This window comes from Pseudomonas sp. MYb2, from assembly GCF_002979955.1.
In the GTDB taxonomy this organism is placed as follows: Bacteria; Pseudomonadota; Gammaproteobacteria; order Pseudomonadales; family Pseudomonadaceae; genus Aquipseudomonas.
In genome coordinates this window covers 42286-66323 of record NZ_PCQC01000017.1, presented here as the reverse complement: position 1 = coordinate 66323, position 24038 = coordinate 42286, and the positions used below count along the sequence as shown (strand labels likewise).

Genomic DNA, 24038 nt, shown 5'->3' with positions numbered 1-24038 from the left:
GACGTTAGCCGGTGTGCCACCTGCGTCAGGCTCTTTGCCTTTTCAACGTAACGGCGAGCATGGCTGTCGAGACTATTCCAGGCATTAGGAATATGCACGTGAGTTCGGGAAGCCCGCGCAGGTAGTAGGCGAGAAACATTCCCCAGATCATGGCTACCACAGTAGCCAATGCAAGTGATCGAGGGTTGCGCACGTTTGGTGAGGCTGCCATCGCAAGAGCATAAATTTTCCAGGCTGACCATATCCCAAGCAGCGAGATGATAAATGCGCCTATACCTCCCAGTAGAACTAGAGGGGGCTCTGGGATGACGAAAAAGAGTGGAATGAACAAAGCCACGATGCCAGCTGCGAAGAGGAGGGTGATTGGCACAAACCCGACAAGTGCTCCGATTGTCAGCGCGACTCGCAATTTTGTCAGGTTTTCCATTTCCTACCTTTAGTTCTGCACCGTTGTTTACGCGGACTTAATACCGGCAACAAGCCATTATTTCAAGCCCAAAGGGGACTATGGGCAGGCCATTATGATCTCTATAACGGTATGCATCCGGAATGCACTTTAGGCGCGCTGCCCCTCATTGTGCGGGAAGGCGAAGTGACGATGTTCGGGCTTGGCCCCAAGTGCGACGACCTGCAGTGTCTGGGTGCAATGCGCCTTGGTGAGCAGAAGCTGATTGATGTGCTGCTGGGTGGCGGGGAAGAGTAGGTGTGCCGCAGGTAAGTGCGGCACCGGTGAGTCACTTAAGTTTCGTCGCTGCCTGGATGTAATCGGCGTATTTTGACAGTAGTTTCAGCTCAGCCTCGAGGTTCGTAGGCGTCGGCCCGGCCGCTTTTCTGGCTATCAACTCAAGAGCTGCAGAAACAACTAGGACTCTTCTGCCTTCCGACTTCGTCTTGTAGTAAGCCGCAGACTCAAAAATGCATTCTTTGATGGATAGGCTGTCTGAAGTTTTTTGCTTCGGTTGTGACGGGGGCGGCAGGCTTTTTTGTCGATTCAGTCATTTAATTAAAGCCTTTTCATTTATGGTTTCCGTTAGATAGAGGCAAAGTGACATCTTTTCAAGCCGTACGTTTGGGCATACAAGAGACAATTTATGACAACCAAGCAACCCGACTAGGAGGCATCGACTCCCTCTCTGTCGGGCCGCTGTAAGTTGCCTACGGGCTGAGGTGCTTGAAGAGGCACTGACCAACAGGTTGACCATAGGCTGCGCATTCGGCTTGGATCTCGGTTAACCCCTGAGCGAAGCTTCCAATGCACAGACCCAAAAGTGCCGCAATGACGACATAGGCCCACACGCGATCAGTTGGCATCGACTGACGTTTCATCCACGAATCTGCGCATCTTGCTCCGTAAAACAGAAAGTACAGCGCAATCAGCGCAGCGACGCCGATTGCCGAGTAAAAACCCAGCGAAAAGATACTAAGGGGTTTAAGAAACTCCATTGCACATCTCCTTTTTTAAGTGAGGCTCGATTGAAGCACTCTGGCATCACGCCCGCCACTCAACTGCGTGTAGTTTCTAGCGCTCGGGTGGCCTGATCACAGGACGCACTCCAATGCACAGGCCCGTGCCTCCCACGTCACTCCTTGTAGTGTCTGAGCTATCGGCCTCGGTATCGAAAACACCGGTGCCGGGCTGCAAAGCCAGTTCCTGGTCAGCGCCGATCGATTCGCAATCGTCAACACCATTGCCGGCGGCGCAATCTCGGTGCTGTTCGCAGTGCAGGGCGGTCACGATTTACAGTTCACCAACAATAGCAACGGCGTCACCATCGACTCAGAGTTCGCGCGGGTTGTGTCGGGGCAGGTGACTAACTTTCCCCGATGACGTCTACACATCACACAATGGGAAAGTGATAAGGAAGTTACGTGCTACGGAAGCTCATTTTGATGTTGGCTATTTCACAGTTGAGTGGCTGCGCCTGGCTTGGCGCGGTTACCAATCCGAACAGCTCATATGACTGCTATGACGGTGTTGAGGGTGAATACGACCTTTGGATGTTTCTCGGCCCGCTTGTGTTCATCGACTTACCATTTACCTTCGTAGCTGACACCATCTCGCTGCCGTTTTGCGCGCTTTGACGCCAGTCCCCTAGACATCGATTCGACACTTGAGTCGTTGCAGGCGGGCGCTATATGTCGCCGTTTTGTCCACGTCGGGGTGTGATCTGGCAGGTGCCAATCCTTACATCAGCCCAGTTCATTGCTCGGGCTTCGCTGCTTGGAAGCTCGCCGCTTGGCGGCGGGATTCAGATCACAGCCCGATGTGCTCTCACAGAGAGGATCGGGCTGTTAACGACAGGCTGTTGTGGCGCTCGTTGCTCAGTCGTAAATGCCGTAGTTGAAATCGTCCTCGTCGCAGTCAACGACAATCTTCGCGGAAGGCTAGAAGCCATTAATCACCGAGAGTCGTGATAGGGGTCTTGCATGAGCAATGCTCTCAGGAGGCGAAGCAGAGGACATGCAAGGCATGTGGCGAGAAGTTCGCCCCGATGTTCAACACCCTGCAGGTGGTGTGCAGTCCGAAATGCGCGTTGGCCCATGCGCCGGCGAACAGCGAGAAAGCCCGCAAGGCCATCGGCGAGTACGAGCGTCGCGAGATCAAAGTCCGCAATGAGAAGCTAAAAAGCAGGGCGGATCGCCCCTCGGCACTGGAACGCTCTGGTGGCGAAGTACAGCACGCACCCTGGTCGCAAGATCGATTCGATAGCAGCCTAGTTGCCGGCCTGCACCTTCGTCTCTGAGAGATAACCAAAGCTGAAATTTCAACTGGTTGGATCCTTGCAGGCTCACTATGATTTTTTCGGATCACCTTAGGCGGTGGTGATCAAAACGATCACCACCACTTCTGCGCACTTACAGTCTGGCCAGCGACATACCGGCGATTGTTCCCACAACCACAATCGAACAAAATATGTTCAGGGCAGCGCGGTGGCGCGACTCTACGAAAAACCATAGAGCTGTCCAGATGAGCCCCAGACCAATCGCTATATAAAACGTGAACATCGTGTTTGCCTTTAGGAATTCGACCAGTAGTTATTGTGATGGCTGTTTGATGGCTCAGCAATGGGCGGTCGATTTGTATTTCGTTCGATCGAAGGAAAGCCTGCGCGAGACTGCCTCTGAAGGTTTCGTGTTTCCGTTTGCACAAGCACAGAAAACGCGTGTTTTTCTGTTCATTAAAATAAGTATTTTTTATAAAATATTAAGTTGGCTGGACAATTCTGTGGACAAGGAGGGCTAAGGTACACCGGATATCCATCGTTAGAGGTGAGCTACAGTACTGGGTGTTTTTGCGAAGAATTGAGCAACGGATAGCCGCTACCTCTGCACAGACCTGCTCCATGCGCACGTTTGCAGCGTGTCCAGCGACAGTGGACGGAGGAAGTTCACTGGCTGCAAAACCGTCGCACGTAAATTGAGCTTTGTTTCACCGAAGCAGTTGGCGCCAATACAACGGGGGGCATGCATGCAGCCGGACAAATCCGTGAAGGCGTGGGTAACGAGTGGGACTCTAGTAGTGGCTACGAGGCTATTGCTCGGAAGGCTTTTGCAGTTGATCCCGCAGGCAGATTCGTACAGGGTGGGCGGATTATGCGCTGCAGAAATCAGCTGCAATGATTCATGCTTTTTTTGAAAGTTTAAGGATGATTCGATGAAAGCCGCTCTGATCATTTCGGCATGCCTCTTTGCATCCGGTTGCGCCCAGATTGTTCCGGTCGTTAATGAAGCCGAACAGCAAAAATATGATCCTGCCTCTACTGCTCGAATCAGGGTTTATTCAAACCCCAATCTCCGGGCTTCCTACACGCCAGGTAAATCTTGTGAAGAGTACAAAGCGAACGCTGATGCAGAGGTCAGCCGAAAAAAAGGTCAGGTGAATCTGCTAGGCATGTCGCCCGGGCAGTATGAAAACGAAGTCATCGGAATGCGCCCTTCGTGGCACTCCGCGCATTTGTCTTATAGAGAGAAATACTCGGAGCTTGTCCTGCCAGCGGGCGTGCCAACGGTAATCTCGATAATCTCCTTCCAAGGGGTCATGTGTAATGCACCTGCACGATCCTTTACTCCTCGAGCCGGAAAAGATTACGAGGCCTATCTTGCGTTTCAGACAAAGCATGCAGCGCTCGGTATCTGCCAAGTGGTCATTCAAGAGTTGAGCGATCGTGAAACTCCGGAGCCCGATGAGGTGGTCAAAACTGGCATCTGTGTCCCGGTAGGGGAAAGCCGCTTGGGTAATTGGCGGACTGAAAACAAGTGAATATGAATCCCTCTTCGAGTTCGCTAACCATGAACAGCATTCCCCACCTGAACGATCTCCTGTTCTCGCACAACTGTGTGATCTCAATGAACATCGAGATGCAGGATTTCAAGTACGACCTGTCGTTAACCATGTCGTCCTCCAACAATCCAGAAACAGCCGCTGTCACGGTAAAATTCCATGACGTCAGCGCACTGCACCTGAAAGGCTTCGGCGGTGGACTAACTCAATTCATGGATCTGAGCGTGAGCCGAATCGACGATGGTCTCGACAGAGTCAGATATGAGCTGAGGGATGTTGAAGAAGAAAAAATCTCGTTCTACTTCTTCAGCTTCAGCACAACTGTTCAAAAGGTATGAACATGCTGAATTTAGCAGGATCCTCGTGCCAACTGCAGGCGCGCATTCAGCAATGATTCACGCCTCGCCACCGACGCAATGGCGGTATTGCGCTGCTCGTTGGCTGCGCTGTCGGGATGATGGTCTATCCCGGTCAATATCTGCTTTATCCCGCTATATGCGGGATCACCTTGTTCAGCAGCATGGATAGAGTATCGAAACAGCGACTTTTTTAGCACCTTTGCTCTTTACCCGAATTCGCTTTGCCATCAGGAGAAAAACAAATGAAACGGATGTTGTTGATCGGGCTGTTCGCAGCATTACTTACCGGTTGTGGCGATCCAAAACTGGACGCAACCACTGAAGCATCCTTGCAGGAGTCCTCTAAAAAGGTTGCTGAAAAGCTCTCTCCAGACGAGAAGAAACAGTTCTCGGCAGACCTGATGCTGATTGCCTTGAGCAATCTGAGTCTCGGCAATACGTCGCTGGTCGGCGTGCAGCAGAGCAACAGTTTAAGCCTGGATGGAAAGACCGCTGCCGACGTAAATACGATGGCAGCGACCATTCGCGCGGCGACCGAGCAGAAGAAAAAACAGCAGGCGTTATTGGAAATCAAGGAACTGAAATCCAAGGCTGCTTCTGCCGAAATCGCGAAAAACGAGCTGGCGAAGTTTGCCGTATCGAAGTCCAGGCTTCTGGAGCAGCAAGCTGACAAGTACTCCAAGATCGCTCAGCCGGTTATTGAGTTGACTGTGCAGAATGGCACTTCGCATCCAGTCTCGCGCGCATACTTCAAGGGCACCATTGCCAGCCCTGAACGAGCGGTTCCATGGTTTGTCGACGCTTTCAATTATGAAATCAGCGGTGGTCTGGAGTCTGGTGAAAGTGCGACCTGGCAACTTTTGCCCAACAAATTCGGTAAGTGGGGCAAGATTGAAGCGCCGGCTGGAGCCATTTTTACCGTCGAGGTCTACCGGCTGGATGGCCCGGACGGCAAAGCGCTTTTTGATGCCGGCGGCCTAAGTGAGAGCGAACAGGCGCGACTGGATGCCCTGCAAAATCAGTATGGCCCGACTTGATCGCCTGACTCACAAAAAAAACCCGCCTCGGCGGGTTTTTTCTGTCTGTTGATCCACATAACCCTTCAGGTAGTTTTGCCCGAGGTCTTTTGCGCGGCATCAATGCAAAGCGAGTAATACGTCTTCTGAAATTCATCGACCAAGCCCTGTCGCATCTTGGCGTCGGGTTGCTGCGGGAATTCATAGGCCTTTCCGATCAAACTTTTGTACAAACTGCCTACGTATTCACTTTCTTTTCCGGCGGCGTCGGCCATCTCCAGCACGGTTGTACGGGGTACGCCTTCTTGTCTGGCATTCATGATTGCTCTGGCCGAGTTCTCTACTCGTTTGCACTCTTCCAAAAGCTCGTTGGGCAGATTGGCGCTGTTAGCCGCAAGGCTGGTGAACATTAGCGTTGCTGCTACAAAAATTCGTTTGATCATGACGCGCCATCCCTGATTTAGAGCCTGAACTTTACCATTCATGGCTCAGCGCCACCATCTGCCGAGTTTGCTCAAGTTAACGGCCAGAGAGAATTCATTGCCCGGATTTTTTCATATCTCCTGAATCACTCGAACCCTCGGCATCCTTCTGCGTCTCGTGCGCTTCAGCCCCGGAATTGGAGCCCGAAGCCTCTTCTCCTTTCTTGTTCGCTTTTTCTTCTTTCGACTCCGACCCTCCCTGATTCACTCCCGGAATTGCCGTCGGCGGCATCGAAGAACCGCTGGTTTTTTCCACGGCAAGTGCAAACAGCGGGCAGATCGAAATCAGGCCAGCCAGCCCGATTACAGCCATTTTATTGTTCATGAGATTGTTTTCCGAGCAAGGGCATGTACTGCATTGGAAGAACCAAAGAGCTGATCGTGCGAATCATCAGACCGGCGGCATCCCCCTATCGGACTATGCAGGCGCGCTCCGCCAGACGAATAGAAGGCGCCGCCTTGACCCAATCATGACCCCCGCCGAGTCGGCGGCGCAGTTGTCTGCGGCCATCGCCGCGAAGCGCTTTTGGGGGTGCACTGCACAAGGGCTTTGAAGCGGCAGTGCAGCTTCGTGTACAAAGCATCCTCGAAGAATCCAGCCCACAGTTTCAAATGTCAGATGTTAAGGAAGACGTCCATGCCAGTCGATAAACAGATCGCCCCGATTCTCCAGCAATTCAGCGAGCTGCCAGCACCCGATTACGGCCAGCTCGATGCCGCGCAATACCGGCAGTTTTTCGACAACATGCAGCCGGTCATTCCCGGTGAACCGATGAGCGAGGTGCGCAATCTGCGCGTTGCCGGCGCGGTCGGTGAACTCGATGCGCGACTGTATCGACCCTCGGAAGAACACGATTTACCGCTGTTGGTGTATTTCCACGGTGGCGGTTTCGTCGTTGGCAACCTCGATACCCACGACAATCTTTGCCGCTCGCTGGCGCGCCAGACCGAAGCAGTGGTGGTGTCGGTGGCTTATCGCCTGGCACCGGAGCATCCGTTCCCGGCAGCACCGCTGGACTGCTATCAGGCGATATGCTGGCTGGTTAAGCACGCGGCCGAGTTGGGTGTCGATGGCAGTCGTCTCGCCTTGGCCGGGGACAGCGCGGGCGGCAACATGGCGCTCGCGGTCAGTCAATTGGCGGCACAGCACCAAAAGCCGAAGATCAGCTACCAGTGCTTGTTCTATCCGGTGACCGACGCACGTAACGACAGTCCATCCTATGCGGAATTTGCCGAAGGGTTTTTCCTCACGGCGAACATGATGGACTGGTTCTGGCAGCAATATCTGCCAAAGGCCGGGCAGGGCGATGATCCGCTGGCCTCGCCGTTACGCGCCGCAAGTCTGGCGCATATGCCTCCGACTACGTTGATCACTGCCGAATTCGATCCGCTGCGCGATCAGGGCGAGGCGTTTGCCCGGCGCCTGCGAGAAGCTGGCGTGAGCGTCCGTGACCAGCGTTGCGACGGCATGATTCATGGGTTCATCAGCATGGCGCCGGTGGTCGAGCGCGCCGCGCAAGTGCTGTCCGAGGCCGCCGCCGATTTGCGTCGGGCGCTCATCTGACACGCTCGATTCAGGTTGCAGTCGACCCGGCCATTTCCGCCGAAATCGCGCCGGGTTACAACATCAGCGAGGCCGGCGGCCCCGTCCCACCGCGCACTGCTCGGCGACCCGCGCCACGCCCCCCGGCACGTGTCATTTGCCGCACTCAAACTGGCAAAAAGAAACCCGTGCAGGAGCAAAGCTCGCTCGCTAAAGCGTTCGTTCCGCCAGAAAACATTCCTTTTTCTGTAGGACGTGGCTGATCCGAAGCGTTAAAGAACACGTGTCGTTGATCGGTCCTGCGGACACAAAAAACCGCGATCCCCTCACCAGAGAATCGCGGCCTACCAACACCCAACCCCTACTGCTGCAAAACCGTCGCCTGGTTGGCCGAGCCGAACTGCTGAATATTTGCCGTTTGCGTCACGCCACTCTGATCGACGTTGGCAATGTTCCCGGTACCGCCCTGGGTCACGTACGCCACGTTCATGGTGTCGGCCTGTTTGACCGTGATCATGTTGTCGCTGCCATACAACTGTGCGGTATATGCCTGGTTGCCCGAACCGGACTGATCGAACTCTGCGCTGTTGCCCGTGCCGTTCGATGAGCCCTGCACCAGGTTGGTGGTCCCGCGCTGATCGGAGATCAGAATGTTGTCACTGCCATTCTGATCAAAGTACAGCTCGTTATACGACTCAGCCTGGCTGACCGTGGTCTTGTTGCCCGTGCCAGTCTGATGCGTGGTCATCACTTGGCCGACGCCATCCTGAGTGAAGCTGGCGATGTTGCCATTGCCCGCCTGAGTAACCGTCGCACGCTGGCCGCTGCCGAACTGCCCGCCGGATTGTGGGCCTTTCCAATTGCTGGCGTAGACCTTGTTGTCATTGCCTACCGAAGTGGCGTTGAGCACATGGCTGTCGCCGTTCTGGTAGGTGAAGTGCACGTTGCCGTTACCCACCTGGTACAGCGCCAGCGTCGAGTTGACCGACTCGAACTGGTCGGCGTAGATCGCGTTGCTGTTGCCGACCTGGGTGACGGCAGCGCTGTTGTTTTCGCCAAAGCTCTGGTCGACCACGGTTTCGTTGCTGTCACCGTACTGGTTGACGGTGGCCTGGCTTGCCAGTTGCGAGTCTTGCCAGATTTCAGTGCCGTTGAGGTTGCCGAACTGGTTGATGGTGATGTTGCCGCCGGTGCCGTTGCGTTGGTCGCCGTAGGCGTAGTTGCCTTCGCCGGCCTGGTTGATGCCGATCTGGCCGCCGTTGTGCAGCACTTGTTCGGCGGTGCCGTAGTTGGCGGTGCCGTACTGGGTGATCACCGCGCTGTTGCCGGTGCCTTCATAGAGTTGCTCGATGTTGGCTTCGTTGCTGTCGCCGAACTGCAAGGTTTTACCTTCGCTGCCGTTCTGCGAGTCCTGATAAACGAACGAGAAGTTGCCGGTGCCTTGCTGCTGTTGCAGCGCGCTATTCGGTGAGCCGAAGCCCAGTGACTGGCTGGCGTGGGCGGTGTTGAAGGCGCCGACTTGTTGCTGGGTGATGGTGGCGTTGTCTTCGTAAAGCTGTTCGGCGTAACCGGCGTTGTAGTCGCCGACGGCGTCCTGGGTGATCACGCTGGTGGCGTGGTCTTGCACGGCGGCGGCGTCGTTGCCCTGGCCCAGTTGGGTCTGGGTGGCGCTGCTGAACGGTGCCTGGGTCTGTTTCACATCCGCGATGTTGGCGGTACCGGCTTGGCTCTGGGTGGACAGGCTGTCGTCGGCCATGGCCTGGGCACTGATCATGACCAGCAGGGCGGCGGTGAGGGGCGTCAGTTTGAACATGATTGAACTCTCCGATGATTTGCAGTGCTTAGCGATATTGCTTGACCGAAACGCTCATGCCGTTGCCCGACTGGGTCACGGCGCTTTGCAGCCCCGCGCCGGCCTGCTCGATGCTGGCGTCGTTGTTGTTGCCGTTTTGCGAAATCTGCGCGCGGTTATGGCTGCCGTTTTGCGTGATCGCGGCGGAGTTGCCGGAACCGTTCTGGTTGATCAGGGCCATCAGGTCGCTGCCCTGTTGCAGGATGTACGCCTCCTGATTGCTGCCCGACTGCACGATCTGCCCGAGCAGCGACTGACCGTTCTGTTGCAGAAGGGCGACGTTGGCCTGGCCAAGCTGGTCGATCAGGGCTTGCTGACCCACCGGTGGGGGCAGTTCGCCGAGGTCGCTGCTGGTCGGAACCAGGTCGTCGTTGTCCATCAGGTCTTCGCCGCGCACACCCGCACTGCCGCACAGCAGAAGCAGGCAAAGCAGGGCGGCGGTCGGCGTGTTCATGGCTCACATCCTGTCAGGCGTTAACCGGTTTCAAATTAGCCCCAGCCACCCGAGAGCGGCTGGGGATCAGGCCTACAGCGTGGTCACCGAGACTGTGCGCACGGTGCCTTGGGACGAACGGATCGTCGCGGTCGGGTTGGCCGATGGCACTACCAGCGTGTTGTTCAGCGTCAGCCGCCAGCGTCCGGTCAACGGCACCGTGGTGGTGCCAAGGGTGACCAGCCCGGTCGGGGTGGTGACCTGCACGGTGATGGTGTTGCCGGTGGTCACCGATGAAGTACCGGTGAAGTCCCAGTTGAAGCGCCCGCCGGAGCGTGCCTGCACCGTGGAAGCGGTGACGGCGAACGTTTCCGCCGCTGGTCTTGGCGACACTTGCACCGTGACCGTGGCCGGCGTCGACAGGGCACCGAAGTTGTCCCGGGCGATGTAGGTGAAGGTCGTGGTGAACGCCGTGGTCACGGTGGCCGGTGGGGTGTAGGTGATCACCGTGCCGTTGCTGCTGACCGTGCCGCGACCAGCGGCGGGTTGGGTCAGGCTGGCGACGGCCAGAGGCACGTTGCCTTCCGGGTCGGTGTCGTTGGCCAACACGTTGATCGGGATCGCCACACCGAGCGTGGCGACGGCGTCAGCGACGGCGGTCGGTGCCTGGTTCGGTGCGACGGTAATCGTCACGGTGGCCGGGTTGGCCGAAGCCAGGCCTTTGGCGTCCTGCGCCTTGTAGGTAAAGGTCGTGGTCAGTGGCGCGTTCACCACCGCTGGCGGGGTGTATACCACGGCAGCGGTGCCGCTGAGGGCGACGGTGCCTTGGCCGGCTGCCGGTTGCGTCAACGCGGTGATGCCCAGCGGATTATCGCCATCGGGATCGCTGTCGTTGGTCAACAGGCTGAGGGTGATCGGCACGCCGAAGCTGGTGCTGCCGGTGTCCGCGTTGCTGATTGGCGCCTGGTTTTCACCAGTGTCCGGCGCAGTGCCGACCACGACGACAGCCTCGGTGTCACTGCCGCCGGCGGCGGATTTCACCGTCACGGTGGCCGGTGGCTGAGTCAGGTCGGCAACGGTAATGCGTTGCAGGGTGCCGGTCTTCGACAGACGTCCGTAGCCTTGGGCAACCATGTCCGGAATCGCCACTTCATCGCTCGATGTCGCTTCGATCAACAGGCTTTTGTTGGCCCAGCTGTAGCGCGCGGTTTGTACTTTCACCACGTCGGTGAGCTTGGCCGAGACGGCGGTCGGACGCGTGGTACCGGTGGGGTTGGTCGCGGTCACGACGACTACCGAAGGTACCGCGCCAGTGCCCAATCGGTGGCCGAAGAACAGGCCGTTGTTGTCACCCAACAGGCTGGTCTGGCACGGCGTCGGCGGTGGGCCGGGCAGCAGCGCCACGCTTTCGCGAAAGCACAGACTTGAGCTGTTAGCCGCTTTGGCGAACACTTCGGCACGCACGCCGGCAGCGGTGCGGCGGTAGGTGGCGCGGTCGATTTCCACTTGGGTTTGCTGGCGGTTGTCGAGCACTTTGCCGGACAGGCTGAACACGTTGGACTGGATGGTTCCGGCAGGCCCGGTGATCCGCAGGAAGTTGGTGTTGAACGGGCTGCCCGTCACCGCTTCGTTGAGGTTCGGGTCGCCGACAAACGTTTCCGTGGCACCGGTGTCCGGGTTCACTTCGGTGTAGGGGCCGTTGACGCTGCGCAGGAACGGGCCGATGGCACCACCGACAGCGCCGGAGAAATTTCCCGGCGCGCCAATGCCGATGTCGCGAGTGATGTTGATCGCTCGCCGACCGGGGGCGGTGACGTTGACCGTTTCCACGCCATAGGGGTGAGTGATGGTGTAGGTGCCGGCAACGGGCACGTTCACCCGGATGCGAATCCGCGCGAAGCTTTGCTGATCACCATCCACAGGATTTTCCGAGGCGAACGCTGCTTCTATCCCGGCGACATAAGCATCCACGCCATAGCCGGCAGGATTGTCGGCAATTGCGGTTTCGGCCAGGAACCAGAAGGCTTCCGGCGGCCAGTTGTCAGGGAAAATCATCGGCTGGGCGTCGTCGTAGATCCCCGGCTCGGCGAGCAGGATGCACATGTAGGCCGGCGGCGTGGTAGCCGCCACGCGCGAGCTGGCCGCGCGCGACTGACAGAGCTCCATCGACAGCTGATTTTCGTCCTGATACCACATCGGGAATTTCCCGGTGGCGAAGGTGTAGGGGCCGGGGTCGACGGCGGCGAGTTGCGCATAGGCACTGCCGGTCAGCGAGAGAGCGAGCCCGAGCGCGTTGAGCGCAAAGCGTGGCCACTTGTTCATGATGCCTCCTGATGCGGATCTGGGCATGTGAGCGTTCATTGCACGATGACCACTTCTTCGGTGTCGCTGCCGCCGTTGGACGACGTCACGCGAACCCGGGACGGCGGAATCGGCGAGATCCCGGTGGCCAGCGTTTTCACCGCGCCGTCGCCACCGAGTGCACCGATGGCGGCGCCGCTGCCGGAGGTGGCGGTGAGTAGTGGCGGTGAGGTTTCGTCGCTGGTCGAGGCTACGACGGTGAGTTGTCCGGAGCTCAGGCTGTATTGAGCGCTCTGGATCACCACCAGGTCGGTCAGGGCCATGGGCAGGGTGGTCGGCGTGCTGCTGGCGATGGCCAGGTGGTTGTCGGCGGTCACCTGCAGCGTGGTCGGCAAGGTCGGGTTGGCCGACGACTGCGCGTACCAGCTACCGGTGGTGTTGGCCTCGGTCATGTTCAGCACGGGCGTGCTGCTGGTGATGGCCGCTGTGCCCGGTGCCGGCGGCGCGAGGACAAACACGTCTTGCTGCGCCACCGGTGCGCTGTCGCCGGCCTTGCGTGAGTAGGTGCTGCGCTGCGCGATCATCGGCGTGGGTCGAACCACGGTCGACAACTTGCCGGAGACGGCAAAGGTGGTGGCGCGCAGATCCAGACCGTTCGGGCCTTCGATGCGCACGTAGTTGGTATTGAACGGGCTGCCAGTGACCGCCTCGCTGAGGTTCGGGTCGCCGACGAATTGTTCGGCGGCACCGGTCAGCGGGTTGGTCTCGGTGTAGGGGCCGTTGACGCTGCGCAGGAACGGGCCGATGTCACCCTTGAGCGCGCCGTCGTAGGTTTTCGGCGTGCCGATGCCGATGTCGCGGGTCATGTTGATTGCACGGCGGCCGGGGGTGTCGATGTTGAACACGTCGACGCCGTACGGGTGGGTGATCACGTAGGTACCGGCGGTCGGCACATCGACGCGAATACGGATCCGCGCAAAGCTGACTTGATCGCCCTCGACCGGTTCCTCGGCAGCGAATGCGGCTTCGATGGCGCTGACGTAGGTCAGGTCGATGCCGCGTGCGGCGTCGACAAGGGTGGTCTCGCCGGTGAACCAGAACGCTTCATCGGGGAAGTTGCTCGGGAACACGATCGGCTGGGCGTCATCGAACACCCCGGGAGTTGGCAGCAGCGAGCACATGTACGACGGCGCGCCGGGAGCGCTGGGCACCCGCGAGCTGAGTGCTTTGGACAGGCACAGATCCAGCGTGCGACCGTGGGTGTCCTGATACCAACTGGCGAAACCACCGGTGGCCGGCGCGTACGGGCCCGGATCAACAGCAAACAAAGCGGCCTGGGCAATGCCTTGGGCCAAGGCGCTCACGACCAGGACGGTCGCGGTTTTGGACAGTAAAGGGTGCATGAGTTAATCCCTCTATCAAAGTACCTGCCCCTTGGGGATGGGTCAGTTGAAGGGGCCTGTACACCTTCCATGCCAAGGTGCGGTGAATGGGCGGGAGAAGGCCGGATTAGAAGGGTTTGCAGGAATGAAGCTGGGGTTTTTTCCAGCGGGGAAAGGGCGTCATTCCCCAGAATCGGGGACGGTGGGGAGTACCATCATTGCCCGCCTTACACAAACCCCCTGTAGGAGTGAGCCTGCTCGCGATAGCGGTCTCCCTGTACCAAAAATCTCAGCTGACCCACCGCGATCGCGAGCAGGCTCACTCCTACAGGGTTCTTCGGTGAACACAAAACAGGTGAGCGAACCAGGCCAATGTGGGAGCGAGCCTGCTCGCGAATGCGGACTTCCCGTGACGAAAATGTCGACTGACCTGCCGCCTTCGCGAGCAAGCTTCTTCGGTGTAAACAAAATATGTGGGCGACCGAGATCCCTGTAGGAGCTGCCGCAGGCTGCGATCTTTTGATCTTGATTTAATAAGACAGGATCAAAAGATCGCAGCCTCGTTTCACTCGACAGCTCCTACAGGGACTTGTGGTGGTTTGGGAGGTGTATATCGGGGCGATATCCCCGCAACCGGGCAAACCCCCACCCGTGGGCTATAACCCTATAGGGACGTATAGAGAAGTCGCCGCCATGAACATGCAGTCGAAATCGCTACCGGTCGAGGAGGGCAATCTGCGCTTGAGCTCGCGCAAGCAGTCGTTCAACCTGCTGCGCTGGTTTTCGCTGATCAGCATGGCGGTGATTGGTACCGTGGCCATCGCGCTTGGCGCGGTGTCGACGCGTTTTGTCATTGATGAAAGCGTGCAGCGTGATGCCTTGCTCACCGCACAGTTCATTCAGGCGATCGCCTCGGCCGAGGTGCGCCATGTGTCGATTCCCAACGTGCGGACCATGGGTGAATTGCTTGACCCACGTCAGGACACGAACTTTCCCGAGGTCAGTCCGCAAGCCCGGGCCGATGCTCGGGGCGAGTTTCTCGATCACATCGAACACTTGCCGGACGTGATTCTCGCCAATATTTATGCGCCCGACCGCCAGGTGATCTGGTCAACCAACCCCGCGCTCATTGGCACCAACATTCATGCCGATGAAGACCTTGATCGCGCCTTTAACGAAAAAATCCCCGTTTCTGCCAGTTACCACGATGTCGACAAGGCCCGCGAAGAACAGAAATTCATCACGCCGCCGGACTACATCTTCATCGAGAACTACATCCCGCTGTTCGACGCCGAGGGCAAGAACGTCACGGCGATGGTCGAGATTTACAAGGAACCCAAGGATCTGATCGCGCGCATGGAGCGCGGGATGGTGCTGATCTGGCTGGCCACCGCGCTCGGCGGCGGGCTGATTTATCTGGGCCTGTACTGGATCGTGCGGCGTGCGGCGATTCTGCTCGCGGCCCAGCAAAAACAACTGATCGCCAATGAAACCTTTGTCGCCCTGGGCGAGATGTCTTCAGCGGTGGCACACAGTTTGCGCAATCCGTTGGCGACCATTCGTTCCAGCGCTGAACTGGCGCTGGAGTTCGATGCCGGCCCGGCCGAGAAGAACATCAACGACATCATCGGTCAGGTCGACCGCATGTCGAAGTGGGTACGCGAACTGCTGCAATCGCTGCGACCACTCAACGATGACCCGGAACCGGTGAACCTGGTGGCGGCGTTGCACGAAAGCCTGGTGGCGTTCGAACAACAGATCGCCAGGGCCGGGGTGAGGGTGGTGTTTCATCCGCAACACACGCCGATGGTGCTCAGCCAACCGGTGCAACTGACGCAGATCCTCAACAGCCTTTTGGCCAATGCACTCGAAGCGATGGACAAGGGCGGCACATTGACCGTCAGCCTTGAACCAAGCGATGATCGGGGTGTGTGCGTGGTGCTCAGCGATACCGGTAAAGGCATGAACGAAGAGCAACGGACCATGGCCTTCCGGCCGTTTTTCACCACCAAAACCGGTGGTCTGGGCGTCGGCCTGGTGCTGGTCAAACGCATCATGGAACGCTTCGGTGGCGGCGTGACCCTCGACAGCCGCGAAGGCGAGGGCACCACCGTGCGGTTGGCCTTTCAACTCGTTACCTGAACCACACATTCCCTGTAGGAGCCGCCGAAGGCTGCGATCTTTTGATCTTGATCGTTCCCACGCTCTGCGTGGGAATGCCTCAAGGGACACTCCGCGTTCCAATGGGACGCAGAGCGTCCCGGGCTGCATTCCCACGCAGAGCGGGGGAACGATCACTCTTAAAGATCGCAGCCTGCGTCAGTTGGTACACAAGTTTATAAACGCCGCAAAAACTTATGAACTTCCCCCACCAGTGGGTGTCAAGCCCCGGTCACCGGGAAGTGGGGAAACCCACAGCATCCCCAAGCCCCTGTTACAACTGGAAATAATTTCTTGGCGCACTAGTTGCAAAACACCATCACCCCTTTCTTGATGAGGCGGCTGGTGATGGACAGAACAACGCGTGGACCAAGCAACACCTTCCTGCTGACGCCGTTGAGCGTCTTTCTGATGTTGACCCTCGGCACCATGGCCGGCGTCCGCGCCAGTCCCATTGATGACGAGCGACAGCCAGAAGTCTCCGACCCCTCGGCGTACTACGACGAACCGGCCGACCGCGCTGGCGCGCTAAACGCCATTCTGACCATGCCGGAGGCCAACGAAGACTCCTTCGATCTACCTGACGGGGTCAAAGGCGATCGCGCTGAAACGCGTATCGAAAACGTCCTGCCACCCTCCGTGCAGACCAGTTTCAACTACCCCACCAACGGCAAGCCGAGCCCGCTCTATGGCGCGCAGCCGTTCACCCAGCAGTTGACCTTGTTCGAAGAGTTCGGCCCGGAAAAACTCGACCCGACCACCCCGGCCGCGTCGCTGCCGTTTCCACCAGCGGCGATCGGTCCGGCACCGGCCCAAGATCCGAACAACATCGCCCGCAGCGCGCCGCCCGGCACTGCGCTTGATGCGTTCCTGCGGCAACCCGGTCTGACGCCATTCCCCAGCCAGTTCGCCAACGTCGTCGACCGCAATCCGTGGCAGGCGCAGATCGAGGTGTACCTCAACCGCCATATCGGCTCGTCCGCCGAAGGGCGGCCACCAGGAAAAGGCTGGGCGCACCAGCGCTGGAACGAGTTCTACCCGCAAGTCGCCTACAAAACCGTGCAGACCGGCGCGCGCCTCAATGGTGGCCTGCGTGACAGTGTGCAAATGCACCATTACGCCGTCGGCGAATTCGGCCCCGGCGGCCTGTATCACAACGTCGCTGGCGTACCGCTGACCGATGGCACCGCCAAAGGTGTCGACCCGCGTTTCCACCCGGCCATGCCAGCGCAAAACCACAATTCGGTGTGGACCTTCGACGGCACGTTGCCGCCAAAACTGTTGATGGTGCGCTACGGCCAACCGGTGATGATGCGTCACTACAACGGCTTGCCGATCGACCCGTCGGCCAACCGAGGCTTCGGTCTGCATACGATCAGTACCCACGAGCACAACGGTCACGCGCCGGCGGAAAGCGATGGCTATGCCAACGCGTTCTTCTTCCCGGGGCAGTTCTATGACTATCGCTGGCCGATCCAGCTCGCCGGTTACGACAGCATCAACACCAAGGCTGAAGACCCACGTGCGGCGTTCCCTTGCGCACCGGGTGAAACCTTGTGGGTCAACGACCTGGCCCCCGCGAAGAAAACCTGCGACCACGGCACGATCAAAATCCGTGGCGACTGGCGCGAGACCATGAGCACTCACTGGTTCCACGATCACATGCTCGATTTCACCGCGCAGAACGTCTACAAAGGCAATGCGGCGATGATGAACTATTACAGCGCGCTGGATCGCGGCAATGAATCGGTGGACGACGGCGTCAACCTGCGTCTGCCCAGCGGCAGCGCCTTGCCATGGGGCAACCGTGACTACGACGTCAACCTGGTGTTTGCCGACAAGGCGTGGGATCAGGAAGGGCAGTTGTGGTTCAACCCGTTCAACACCGACGGCTTCCTCGGTGATCAGTTGCTGGTCAACTGGCAATGGAAACCGACCCTCGATGTGCGTGCGCGCAGTTATCGCTTCCGCATCCTCAACGGCTCGGTGTCGCGCTACTTCAAACTGGCGCTGGTGCGGGAAATCAAAGGCACCAGCGGCGAGTTCCAGGGGCCGAAAAACTCCGGCGTGTCGTACAGTCGCGTGCCGTTTCACATGATTGCCAACGACGGCAACATCATGGAACACAGCGTACCGTTTGACGGCAGCATGGATCTCGATGCCGATGGCGACAAACAGAACCACAACGCGATCCTGCCGACTCAGGGTATCGCCGAGCGCTTCGACATCATCGTCAACTTCTCGAAAAACGGCATCAAACCGGGGGACAAGCTGTTCTTCGTCAACCTGCAGGCTCACGACGACGGTAAGGGACCCAAAGATGTCATCCCGCTGGGCGACATCCTGTCGGAGAGATACCTGGCGGTGATCAAGCAGACCAGCAAGGGCCCGCAGTGGGACAGAGGCGATCCGGCGGTTGGCAAGGTCTTGCAGCTCAACGTCAAGGCCTACACCGGCCAGGATCTGGCGATGAACCCGGCAGCCTACGAACCGGCGAAACCGGGCAAGGCTGAAGGGCTGGTGATGATCCCGCTGAAGCTTCACCGCGACAATGCTGCCGACAAAGCCGTGCTAGCCAAGGCTCGCCACCGCACCTTCACCTTCGGCCGTTCCGACGGCACCGATGAAGCGCCATGGACGGTCAAGACCGATGGCGGCTTCGGCTTTCACATGGACCCGCGTCGCTTGAATGCTTCGACTCAGCTGTCCAGCGGCCCGACCGATGCCGGTATCACCGGGTTCGGCACCCTCGAAGTGTGGAACATCAAGGCCGGCGGCACGGGTTGGAGCCATCCGGTGCATGTGCACTTCGAAGAGGGGATCATCCTCAGTCGCGGCGGCAAGGCCCCGCCAGAGTGGGAAAAATGGGCGCGCAAGGACGTCTATCGCATCGGCTCGGAAAAGGACGGTCTGGACAGCGTCGAAATGGCGATCAACTTCCGCGAGTTTGCCGGGACGTACATGGAGCACTGTCACAACACTCAGCATGAAGACAACTCGATGCTGCTGCGTTGGGACCTTGAGAAGCCCGGGCAACTGCAACTGATGCCAACCCCACTGCCAAGCTGGGACGGTGTGCGCTACGTCAACTCTGCCGCGCTGCCTACCTTCCGCAACGGTGACGGTGTTGGCCCACAAGTGGTGGTCAAACCATGAACCGCCGGCACGCTGACCGCCTACCGCAGCATACCCCGCGCTCCCGGGCGCTGGGCATGCACCTGGTGCTGATGCTGGTGGCCTGTGTGCTCGGCAGCCGTGTGCTGCTGGCACACCAGGCCAGCGTCGGCGAACCGTCAGCGGCCAGTGAATCCGCCACCCCGTGGGGTGGCGACTATTTCCCCAATACCTTGCTGACCGATCAGGACGGTCGGCAGGTGAATTTCTTCGATGACCTGATCAAAGACAAAGTGGTGGTGATCAACTTCATCTTCACCTCGTGCAGCGACTCTTGCCCACTGGAAACTGCACGCTTGCGCCAGGTGCAGAAACTGCTCGGCGATCGGGTCGGCCAGGACATCTTTTTCTACTCGATCAGCATCGATCCGCTCAGTGACACCCCCGCAGTGCTCAAGGCCTATTCGCAGCGCTTCAAGGTCGGCCCCGGCTGGAAGTTTCTCACCGGCGAGTTCGAAGACGTCACCGACTTGCGCAAGAAACTCGGGCTGTTCATCGAAGGTGTCGACAACGGTCGCAGCAAGGATCACAACCTCAGCCTGATCGTCGGTAACCAGAGCACCGGGCGCTGGATGAAGGCGTCGCCGTTCGAAAATCCGTGGATCCTCGCCGATCAACTGGCCAACACCCTGCAGAACTGGAAGCAGCCGAGCATCGAGGAAAGCTACGCCAATGCCCCGGACATTCGCCCGCCCAGCAACGGCGAAGAACTGTTCCGCACCCGCTGCGCCTCGTGCCACAGCCTTGGCCCCATGGATGGGCAGGGCCTCGGCATGCGCAGCATCGGCCCGGACCTGATCGGTGTGACCCGCAACCGCGACCCGAGATGGCTCAATCGCTGGATTCGCGAGCCGGATCGCCTGCTCGCGGAAAAAGACCCGATCGCGTTGCAACTGTATGAACAATTCGAGCGAATTCCGATGCCCAACCTGCGCCTCGACGAGCCGTCCGCGCAGTCGATCATCGACTTTCTCAGTGAAGAAACCGAGCGCCAGCATCCGTCCACCGCTGCCGTGGCCGACGGGGCGTTGACGCCAGTAAAACCGGGCGATCCAGCCGCAGCGGTGAGTCGTATGCAGTAGCGGCGAAATAGCATCATTGAACCGTGTGTCGCGGTCAGAGCCACCTACACTGATCTCTGTACGCGACTCGATAGAAAAACTCCAGGGCACTCCCATGCAGCGACTGGAAGCACAAAAAACCTCTGCACCGAACCCATCGGTCGCAGGCAAGTGCTGGCGCGAGCAGTTCAATCTGCTGCGCTGGTTCTCGCTCGCGAGTTTTTTCATCATCGCCGCCGTGGCGCTGGGGTTGGGTTATATCTCCACGCGCTTCGTGGTCACCGAAAGCGTCGAGCGCGACGCGCTGCTGACTGCGCAATTCGTCCAGGCCATCGGCGCGGCGGAAATGCGTCACGCGAAAATCAATCCGAACCGGACGATGGGCGAGATGCTCGACCCGCGCCAGGACAACCACTATCCCGATGTTGATCCGGCGTTACAGGCTTCGGCACGCACCGAGTTTCTCGATCACGTCGAACACTTGCCGGACATTTTGCTCGCGACCGTTTATGCGCTGGATCGCACGGTGATCTGGTCGACCAACGCTGAGCTTATCGGCGTGCACATCAAGGATGACGATGAGCTCGACGAATCATTCGAGATGAAAGTGCCGGTGTCTTCCAGCTACCACAAGATCGACGATGAGAAACCCGAGCAGCAAATGTTGCGCGAACCGAAATACCTGTTCATCGAGAACTACATCCCGATGTTTAACGCCGACAAAAGCAAAGTCGTCGCCATGGTTGAGGTCTACAAGGAGCCGGCGGATCTGGTCGATCGCATCGACCGTGGATTTGCCTCGATCTGGGCAGCGACTTGCTTCGGCGGTGCGGCGATCTTTCTAGCCTTGTTCTGGATCGTCCGGCGCGCGGCGAAATTGCTGCAGAGCCAGCAGCAACAACTGATCAGCAACGAAACCTTCGTCGCCCTCGGCGAGATGTCCTCGGCGGTGGCGCACAGCCTGCGCAATCCGCTGGCGACGATTCGTTCCAGCGCCGAACTGGCCCAGGAAATCGCCAGCCCCGGTGCGCAGCGCAACATCGGCGACATCATCAGCCAGGTCGATCGCATGTCACGTTGGGTGCGCGAGTTGCTGGTGTCGTTGCGGCCGATGAATGACGACGGTGAGACCGTCGATCTGGTGTTGGCAGTTGAAGACACCTTTGGCGCATTTGATGCATTGATCAAACGCAGTGGCGTCGAAGTGCGATTCAGTCCGCAAAACTGCGCGCCGGTCGTCAGTCAAAAGGTGTTGCTCACGCAAATACTCAATAGCCTGTTCGCCAATGCCCTGGAAGCCATGCCCAAGGGCGGTGTGCTCAGCGTCGAATTCGAATCACCGCAGCCGGACCGCGTGCGCATGACCCTGAGCGACACCGGCAAGGGCATGAGCGCGCAGCAGCAACTGTTGGTGTTCAAACCGTTTTTCACCACCAAACAGGGCGGCCTCGGGGTTGGTCTGGCGTTGGTCAAAAGAATCATGGAGCGTTTTGAAGGTTCGGTCGTGCTGACCAGCCGCGAGCAGGAAGGAACCCGCGTCAGTCTCAACTTCAAAGTGGCATCGGGAGGGGAATATGGAACACAGCATTCTGCTGGTCGAGGATGACGAACTGTTGGCCGAAAATATTCAGACCTACCTGGAGCGCAAAGACTTCGAGGTGACCGTCTGCCATTCGGCCGAGGACGCGCTGGCGCAACTGGAAACCTTCATGCCCGACATTGTGCTGACCGATAACTCGCTGCCGGGCATGAGCGGCCACGACCTGATCCAGAAGCTGCGCATCAGCGCGCCGGATCTGAAAGTGATCATGATGACCGGCTACGGCAACGTCGAAGATGCCGTGGTGGCGATGAAGGAGGGCGCCTTTCATTACGTCACCAAACCGGTGGCGCTGACGGAACTCAAACTGCTGCTCGACAAGGCGCTGGCTACCGAACGGATGGAACGCACGCTGTCGTTCTATCAGGAACGCGAGGCGCAGAAATCCGGGGTGCAGGCGCTGATTGGCGACTCGGCGCCGATGCAGTATCTGAAGAACACCATCGGCCAGTTGCTCGATGCCGAGCGGCGCATGGCCAACACCGATCTGCCGCCGGTCTTGGTAGAGGGGGAGACGGGCACCGGCAAGGAATTGGTGGCCCGCGCGCTGCATTTCGACGGCCCGCGCAGCAAAGGTCCGTTCATTGAATTCAACTGTGCGTCGATCCCGTCGAATCTGGTGGAATCGGAGCTGTTCGGGCATGAAAAGGGCGCATTCACCGACGCCAAGGATCGCCGCGTCGGGTTAGTGGAAGCGGCGGATGGCGGCACGCTGTTTCTTGATGAAATTGGCGAGATGGACCTGCTGTTGCAGGCGAAAATTTTGAAGTTGCTGGAGGATCGCACCATTCGCCGCGTCGGTTCGGTGAAGGAGCGCAAGGTCAATCTGCGGGTGATCAGTGCGACCAACTGCAACCTGGAGCAAATGGTTCAGCAGGGCAAATTCCGTCGTGATCTGTTTTTCCGCTTGCGGATCATTTCGATCAAGGTGCCGCGTCTGTATGCGCGGGGTGAAGATATTCTGCTGCTGGCGCGGCATTTCCTCGCCAGCCATGGCAAGCGTTACGGCAAACCGAATCTGCATTTCAGCGATCAAGCCGAGGAGTTGCTGCTCAGTTACACCTGGCCGGGCAATGTGCGCGAGCTGCGCAACATGCTTGAGCAAACGGTGTTGCTGGCGCCGAGCGACACGATTGCTGCGCATCAGTTGAACGTGTGCATGAGCCTGGTCGACGAGCCGCCGCTGCATATTCATGAAGCCCCGATGCACTACGAACCGCGCCCGGCGAGCAACACCGAATCGATGAACCTGCCGGAAGTCGAACGCGACATGGTGCGCAAGATGCTCGACAAGACCGACTGGAACGTCACCAAGTCCGCGCGTCTGCTGGGCCTGAGCCGCGACATGCTGCGCTACCGCATCGAAAAACTCGGCCTCGCCCGGCCCGATAAACGGCAGTGGTAGCCCCACCGCAAATCCCCTGTAGGAGTGAGCCTGCTCGCGATAGCGGTGTGTCAGTCGACCTCTTTATTGCTGACACACCGCTATCGCGAGCAGGCTCACTCCTACAAGGGATCGGAGGTGCCGGATCAATGCTGCTGCCGGCTCAAACACTCCAGCAAACACCCCGGATCCAGCACCTCGTCATTCACATAAATCCCGCGCTCGGCATCGTACGTGCGAATAAACACCCGCACCGTCGCATCCGCCACCGTCGGCAATTGTGAATCGTAGAACTCATGGTCACCCGGAATCACCACAAAATCCTGCGGCGCCGTATCGTCGTAAGGTTTGGGCGGTGTGGAACCCAGCGAATACGGAGCAGGGTGGGCGAAGGGCTGGTTGGGCCCGTAATAATTGAAATTGCTGTCCAGCGCTTGCGCCTGAGTGGCAGCAAGCAGACAGCCGGTCAACAACAGCCGAGCGAGCATATGCATGGCGGCACCTGCGAGTGCGGTTTTCCCCAAGGCTATTAACTATAGCTGCCCGACATTCAAACAACCGGGTGATTGATCACATGCCCCGGCTGTGCGCAGGCCTTGAGGACATAGCCGATTGCGCGAAGAAACTCTTCGTTATCCCCGTCTGCAAGAACCTGGGACAGGTATTCGCTGATGGCTTCGTCACTGTCCAGCAATGCTGCCACGTCGAAATTCGTTAACGTCTGGCTCATGGTTAAACCTCCTTAGCCATTTTTTGTGCGCGTCGGATGTCTGCGCTTTGTGAGGATATCCATGTGAGCAGAGTTGAATAGTCAGCCGTGTCCGCTATCTGTTTTGATAATTCGCCGACACTTGTAGGCATGAACACTCAGATATGTAGGAGCTGCCGCAGGCTGCGATCTTTTGATCTTGACCTTTAAAAACAAGATCAAAAGATCGCAGCCTGCGGCAGCTCCTACACGAATTGGCTTACAAGTTTGCAACAACCGCAATTGCCGGGCTGATCTAGA

Annotated in this window: 21 protein-coding genes and 2 pseudogenes; 13 read left to right on the top strand and 10 right to left on the bottom strand. The window is 58.5% G+C overall.

Annotated elements, in window-relative coordinates:
- Positions 1 to 25: 25 nt before the first annotated feature.
- Positions 26 to 427 carry a hypothetical protein gene (locus CQ009_RS23375; RefSeq protein ID WP_105708848.1) on the bottom strand — a complete coding sequence of 134 codons (402 nt, stop codon included), beginning with the start codon at positions 425 to 427 and terminating at the stop codon, positions 26 to 28.
- A gap of 96 nt (positions 428 to 523) precedes the next feature.
- Between CQ009_RS23375 and CQ009_RS30540 the strand changes: the two are divergent.
- Positions 524 to 703: pseudogene (locus CQ009_RS30540) on the top strand (hypothetical protein); the annotation flags it as partial.
- A gap of 452 nt (positions 704 to 1155) precedes the next feature.
- On the opposite strand, the gene CQ009_RS23370 reads toward CQ009_RS30540, so the two are convergent.
- Entirely contained in the window at positions 1156 to 1443 is a 288-nt protein-coding gene (locus CQ009_RS23370; protein WP_064389159.1) for a hypothetical protein, read from the bottom strand.
- A 160-nt stretch (positions 1444 to 1603) separates the two neighbouring features.
- Between CQ009_RS23370 and CQ009_RS30535 the strand changes: the two are divergent.
- From CQ009_RS30535 to CQ009_RS23335, 6 genes and pseudogenes are all read left to right on the top strand, one after another.
- Positions 1604 to 1816 (top strand): annotated as a pseudogene (locus tag CQ009_RS30535) (DUF1983 domain-containing protein); the annotation flags it as partial.
- A gap of 74 nt (positions 1817 to 1890) precedes the next feature.
- Positions 1891 to 2082: a YceK/YidQ family lipoprotein gene (locus CQ009_RS23360; RefSeq protein WP_224790854.1), complete on the top strand. Its 192-nt coding sequence runs from the start codon at positions 1891 to 1893 to the stop codon at positions 2080 to 2082.
- Between the two features lie 410 nt (positions 2083 to 2492).
- Positions 2493 to 2744, top strand: a complete 252-nt coding sequence (locus tag CQ009_RS23355) for a recombination protein NinG (RefSeq protein ID WP_256585483.1) — start codon at positions 2493 to 2495, stop codon at positions 2742 to 2744.
- Positions 2745 to 3655: 911 nt separating this feature from the next.
- Positions 3656 to 4261 carry a hypothetical protein gene (locus CQ009_RS23345; protein WP_105708844.1) on the top strand — a complete coding sequence of 202 codons (606 nt, stop codon included), beginning with the start codon at positions 3656 to 3658 and terminating at the stop codon, positions 4259 to 4261.
- 29 nt (positions 4262 to 4290) lie between these two features.
- Positions 4291 to 4620 carry a hypothetical protein gene (locus CQ009_RS23340; protein WP_105708868.1) on the top strand — a complete coding sequence of 110 codons (330 nt, stop codon included), beginning with the start codon at positions 4291 to 4293 and terminating at the stop codon, positions 4618 to 4620.
- A 263-nt stretch (positions 4621 to 4883) separates the two neighbouring features.
- Positions 4884 to 5678, top strand: coding sequence for a DUF6694 family lipoprotein (locus CQ009_RS23335; RefSeq protein WP_105708843.1), 795 nt, complete (start codon positions 4884 to 4886; stop codon positions 5676 to 5678).
- A 65-nt stretch (positions 5679 to 5743) separates the two neighbouring features.
- Here the strand turns inward: CQ009_RS23335 and CQ009_RS23330 are convergent, their stop codons facing one another.
- Both CQ009_RS23330 and CQ009_RS23325 read right to left on the bottom strand, forming a co-directional pair.
- Entirely contained in the window at positions 5744 to 6142 is a 399-nt protein-coding gene (locus tag CQ009_RS23330; protein WP_146117564.1) for a hypothetical protein, read from the bottom strand.
- A gap of 52 nt (positions 6143 to 6194) precedes the next feature.
- Positions 6195 to 6464, bottom strand: a complete 270-nt coding sequence (locus CQ009_RS23325) for a hypothetical protein (protein WP_105708841.1) — start codon at positions 6462 to 6464, stop codon at positions 6195 to 6197.
- 312 nt (positions 6465 to 6776) lie between these two features.
- Here CQ009_RS23325 and CQ009_RS23315 point away from each other — a divergent pair, with 312 nt between their 5' ends.
- Positions 6777 to 7703, top strand: coding sequence for an alpha/beta hydrolase (locus CQ009_RS23315; protein ID WP_105708840.1), 927 nt, complete (start codon positions 6777 to 6779; stop codon positions 7701 to 7703).
- A gap of 340 nt (positions 7704 to 8043) precedes the next feature.
- Here the strand turns inward: CQ009_RS23315 and CQ009_RS23310 are convergent, their stop codons facing one another.
- From CQ009_RS23310 to CQ009_RS23295, 4 genes are all read right to left on the bottom strand, one after another.
- On the bottom strand, positions 8044 to 9495 hold the full coding sequence (locus tag CQ009_RS23310) for a curlin (RefSeq protein ID WP_105708839.1): 1452 nt from the start codon (positions 9493 to 9495) through the stop codon (positions 8044 to 8046).
- A gap of 28 nt (positions 9496 to 9523) precedes the next feature.
- Positions 9524 to 9988, bottom strand: coding sequence for a curlin (locus CQ009_RS23305; protein WP_105708838.1), 465 nt, complete (start codon positions 9986 to 9988; stop codon positions 9524 to 9526).
- Positions 9989 to 10060: 72 nt separating this feature from the next.
- Complete coding sequence (locus CQ009_RS23300) at positions 10061 to 12289, bottom strand: Ig-like domain-containing protein (protein ID WP_105708837.1); 2229 nt, start codon at positions 12287 to 12289, stop codon at positions 10061 to 10063.
- A 35-nt stretch (positions 12290 to 12324) separates the two neighbouring features.
- A complete protein-coding gene (locus CQ009_RS23295) occupies positions 12325 to 13671 on the bottom strand; it encodes a hypothetical protein (protein ID WP_105708836.1) in 1347 nt (448 codons plus the stop codon).
- A 672-nt stretch (positions 13672 to 14343) separates the two neighbouring features.
- Here CQ009_RS23295 and CQ009_RS23290 point away from each other — a divergent pair.
- The 5 genes from CQ009_RS23290 (at position 14344) to CQ009_RS23270 (ending at position 23050) form a co-directional block, all read left to right on the top strand.
- Entirely contained in the window at positions 14344 to 15792 is a 1449-nt protein-coding gene (locus CQ009_RS23290; RefSeq protein ID WP_105708835.1) for a sensor histidine kinase, read from the top strand.
- 366 nt (positions 15793 to 16158) lie between these two features.
- The gene (locus CQ009_RS23285) at positions 16159 to 18966 is read left to right on the top strand and encodes a multicopper oxidase domain-containing protein (protein WP_105708834.1); all 2808 of its coding nucleotides are present in this window, start codon (positions 16159 to 16161) and stop codon (positions 18964 to 18966) included.
- Positions 18963 to 20066, top strand: a complete 1104-nt coding sequence (locus CQ009_RS23280) for an SCO family protein (protein WP_105708833.1) — start codon at positions 18963 to 18965, stop codon at positions 20064 to 20066. The genes CQ009_RS23285 and CQ009_RS23280 overlap by 4 nt, the downstream gene beginning before the upstream one ends.
- A 94-nt stretch (positions 20067 to 20160) precedes the next feature.
- On the top strand, positions 20161 to 21651 hold the full coding sequence (locus CQ009_RS23275) for a HAMP domain-containing sensor histidine kinase (RefSeq protein WP_105708832.1): 1491 nt from the start codon (positions 20161 to 20163) through the stop codon (positions 21649 to 21651).
- Positions 21620 to 23050 carry a sigma-54 dependent transcriptional regulator gene (locus CQ009_RS23270; RefSeq protein ID WP_105708831.1) on the top strand — a complete coding sequence of 477 codons (1431 nt, stop codon included), beginning with the start codon at positions 21620 to 21622 and terminating at the stop codon, positions 23048 to 23050. Before CQ009_RS23275 ends, CQ009_RS23270 begins: the two co-directional genes overlap by 32 nt.
- Before the next feature lie 125 nt (positions 23051 to 23175).
- Here CQ009_RS23270 and CQ009_RS23260 read toward each other — a convergent pair whose 3' ends face one another.
- Positions 23176 to 23523 (bottom strand): hypothetical protein, encoded by a 348-nt coding sequence (locus tag CQ009_RS23260; protein WP_064392935.1) that lies wholly within the window; start codon positions 23521 to 23523, stop codon positions 23176 to 23178.
- Between the two features lie 56 nt (positions 23524 to 23579).
- Complete coding sequence (locus CQ009_RS23255) at positions 23580 to 23759, bottom strand: DNA-binding protein (protein WP_105708830.1); 180 nt, start codon at positions 23757 to 23759, stop codon at positions 23580 to 23582.
- Between the last annotated feature and the right edge of the window lie 279 nt (positions 23760 to 24038).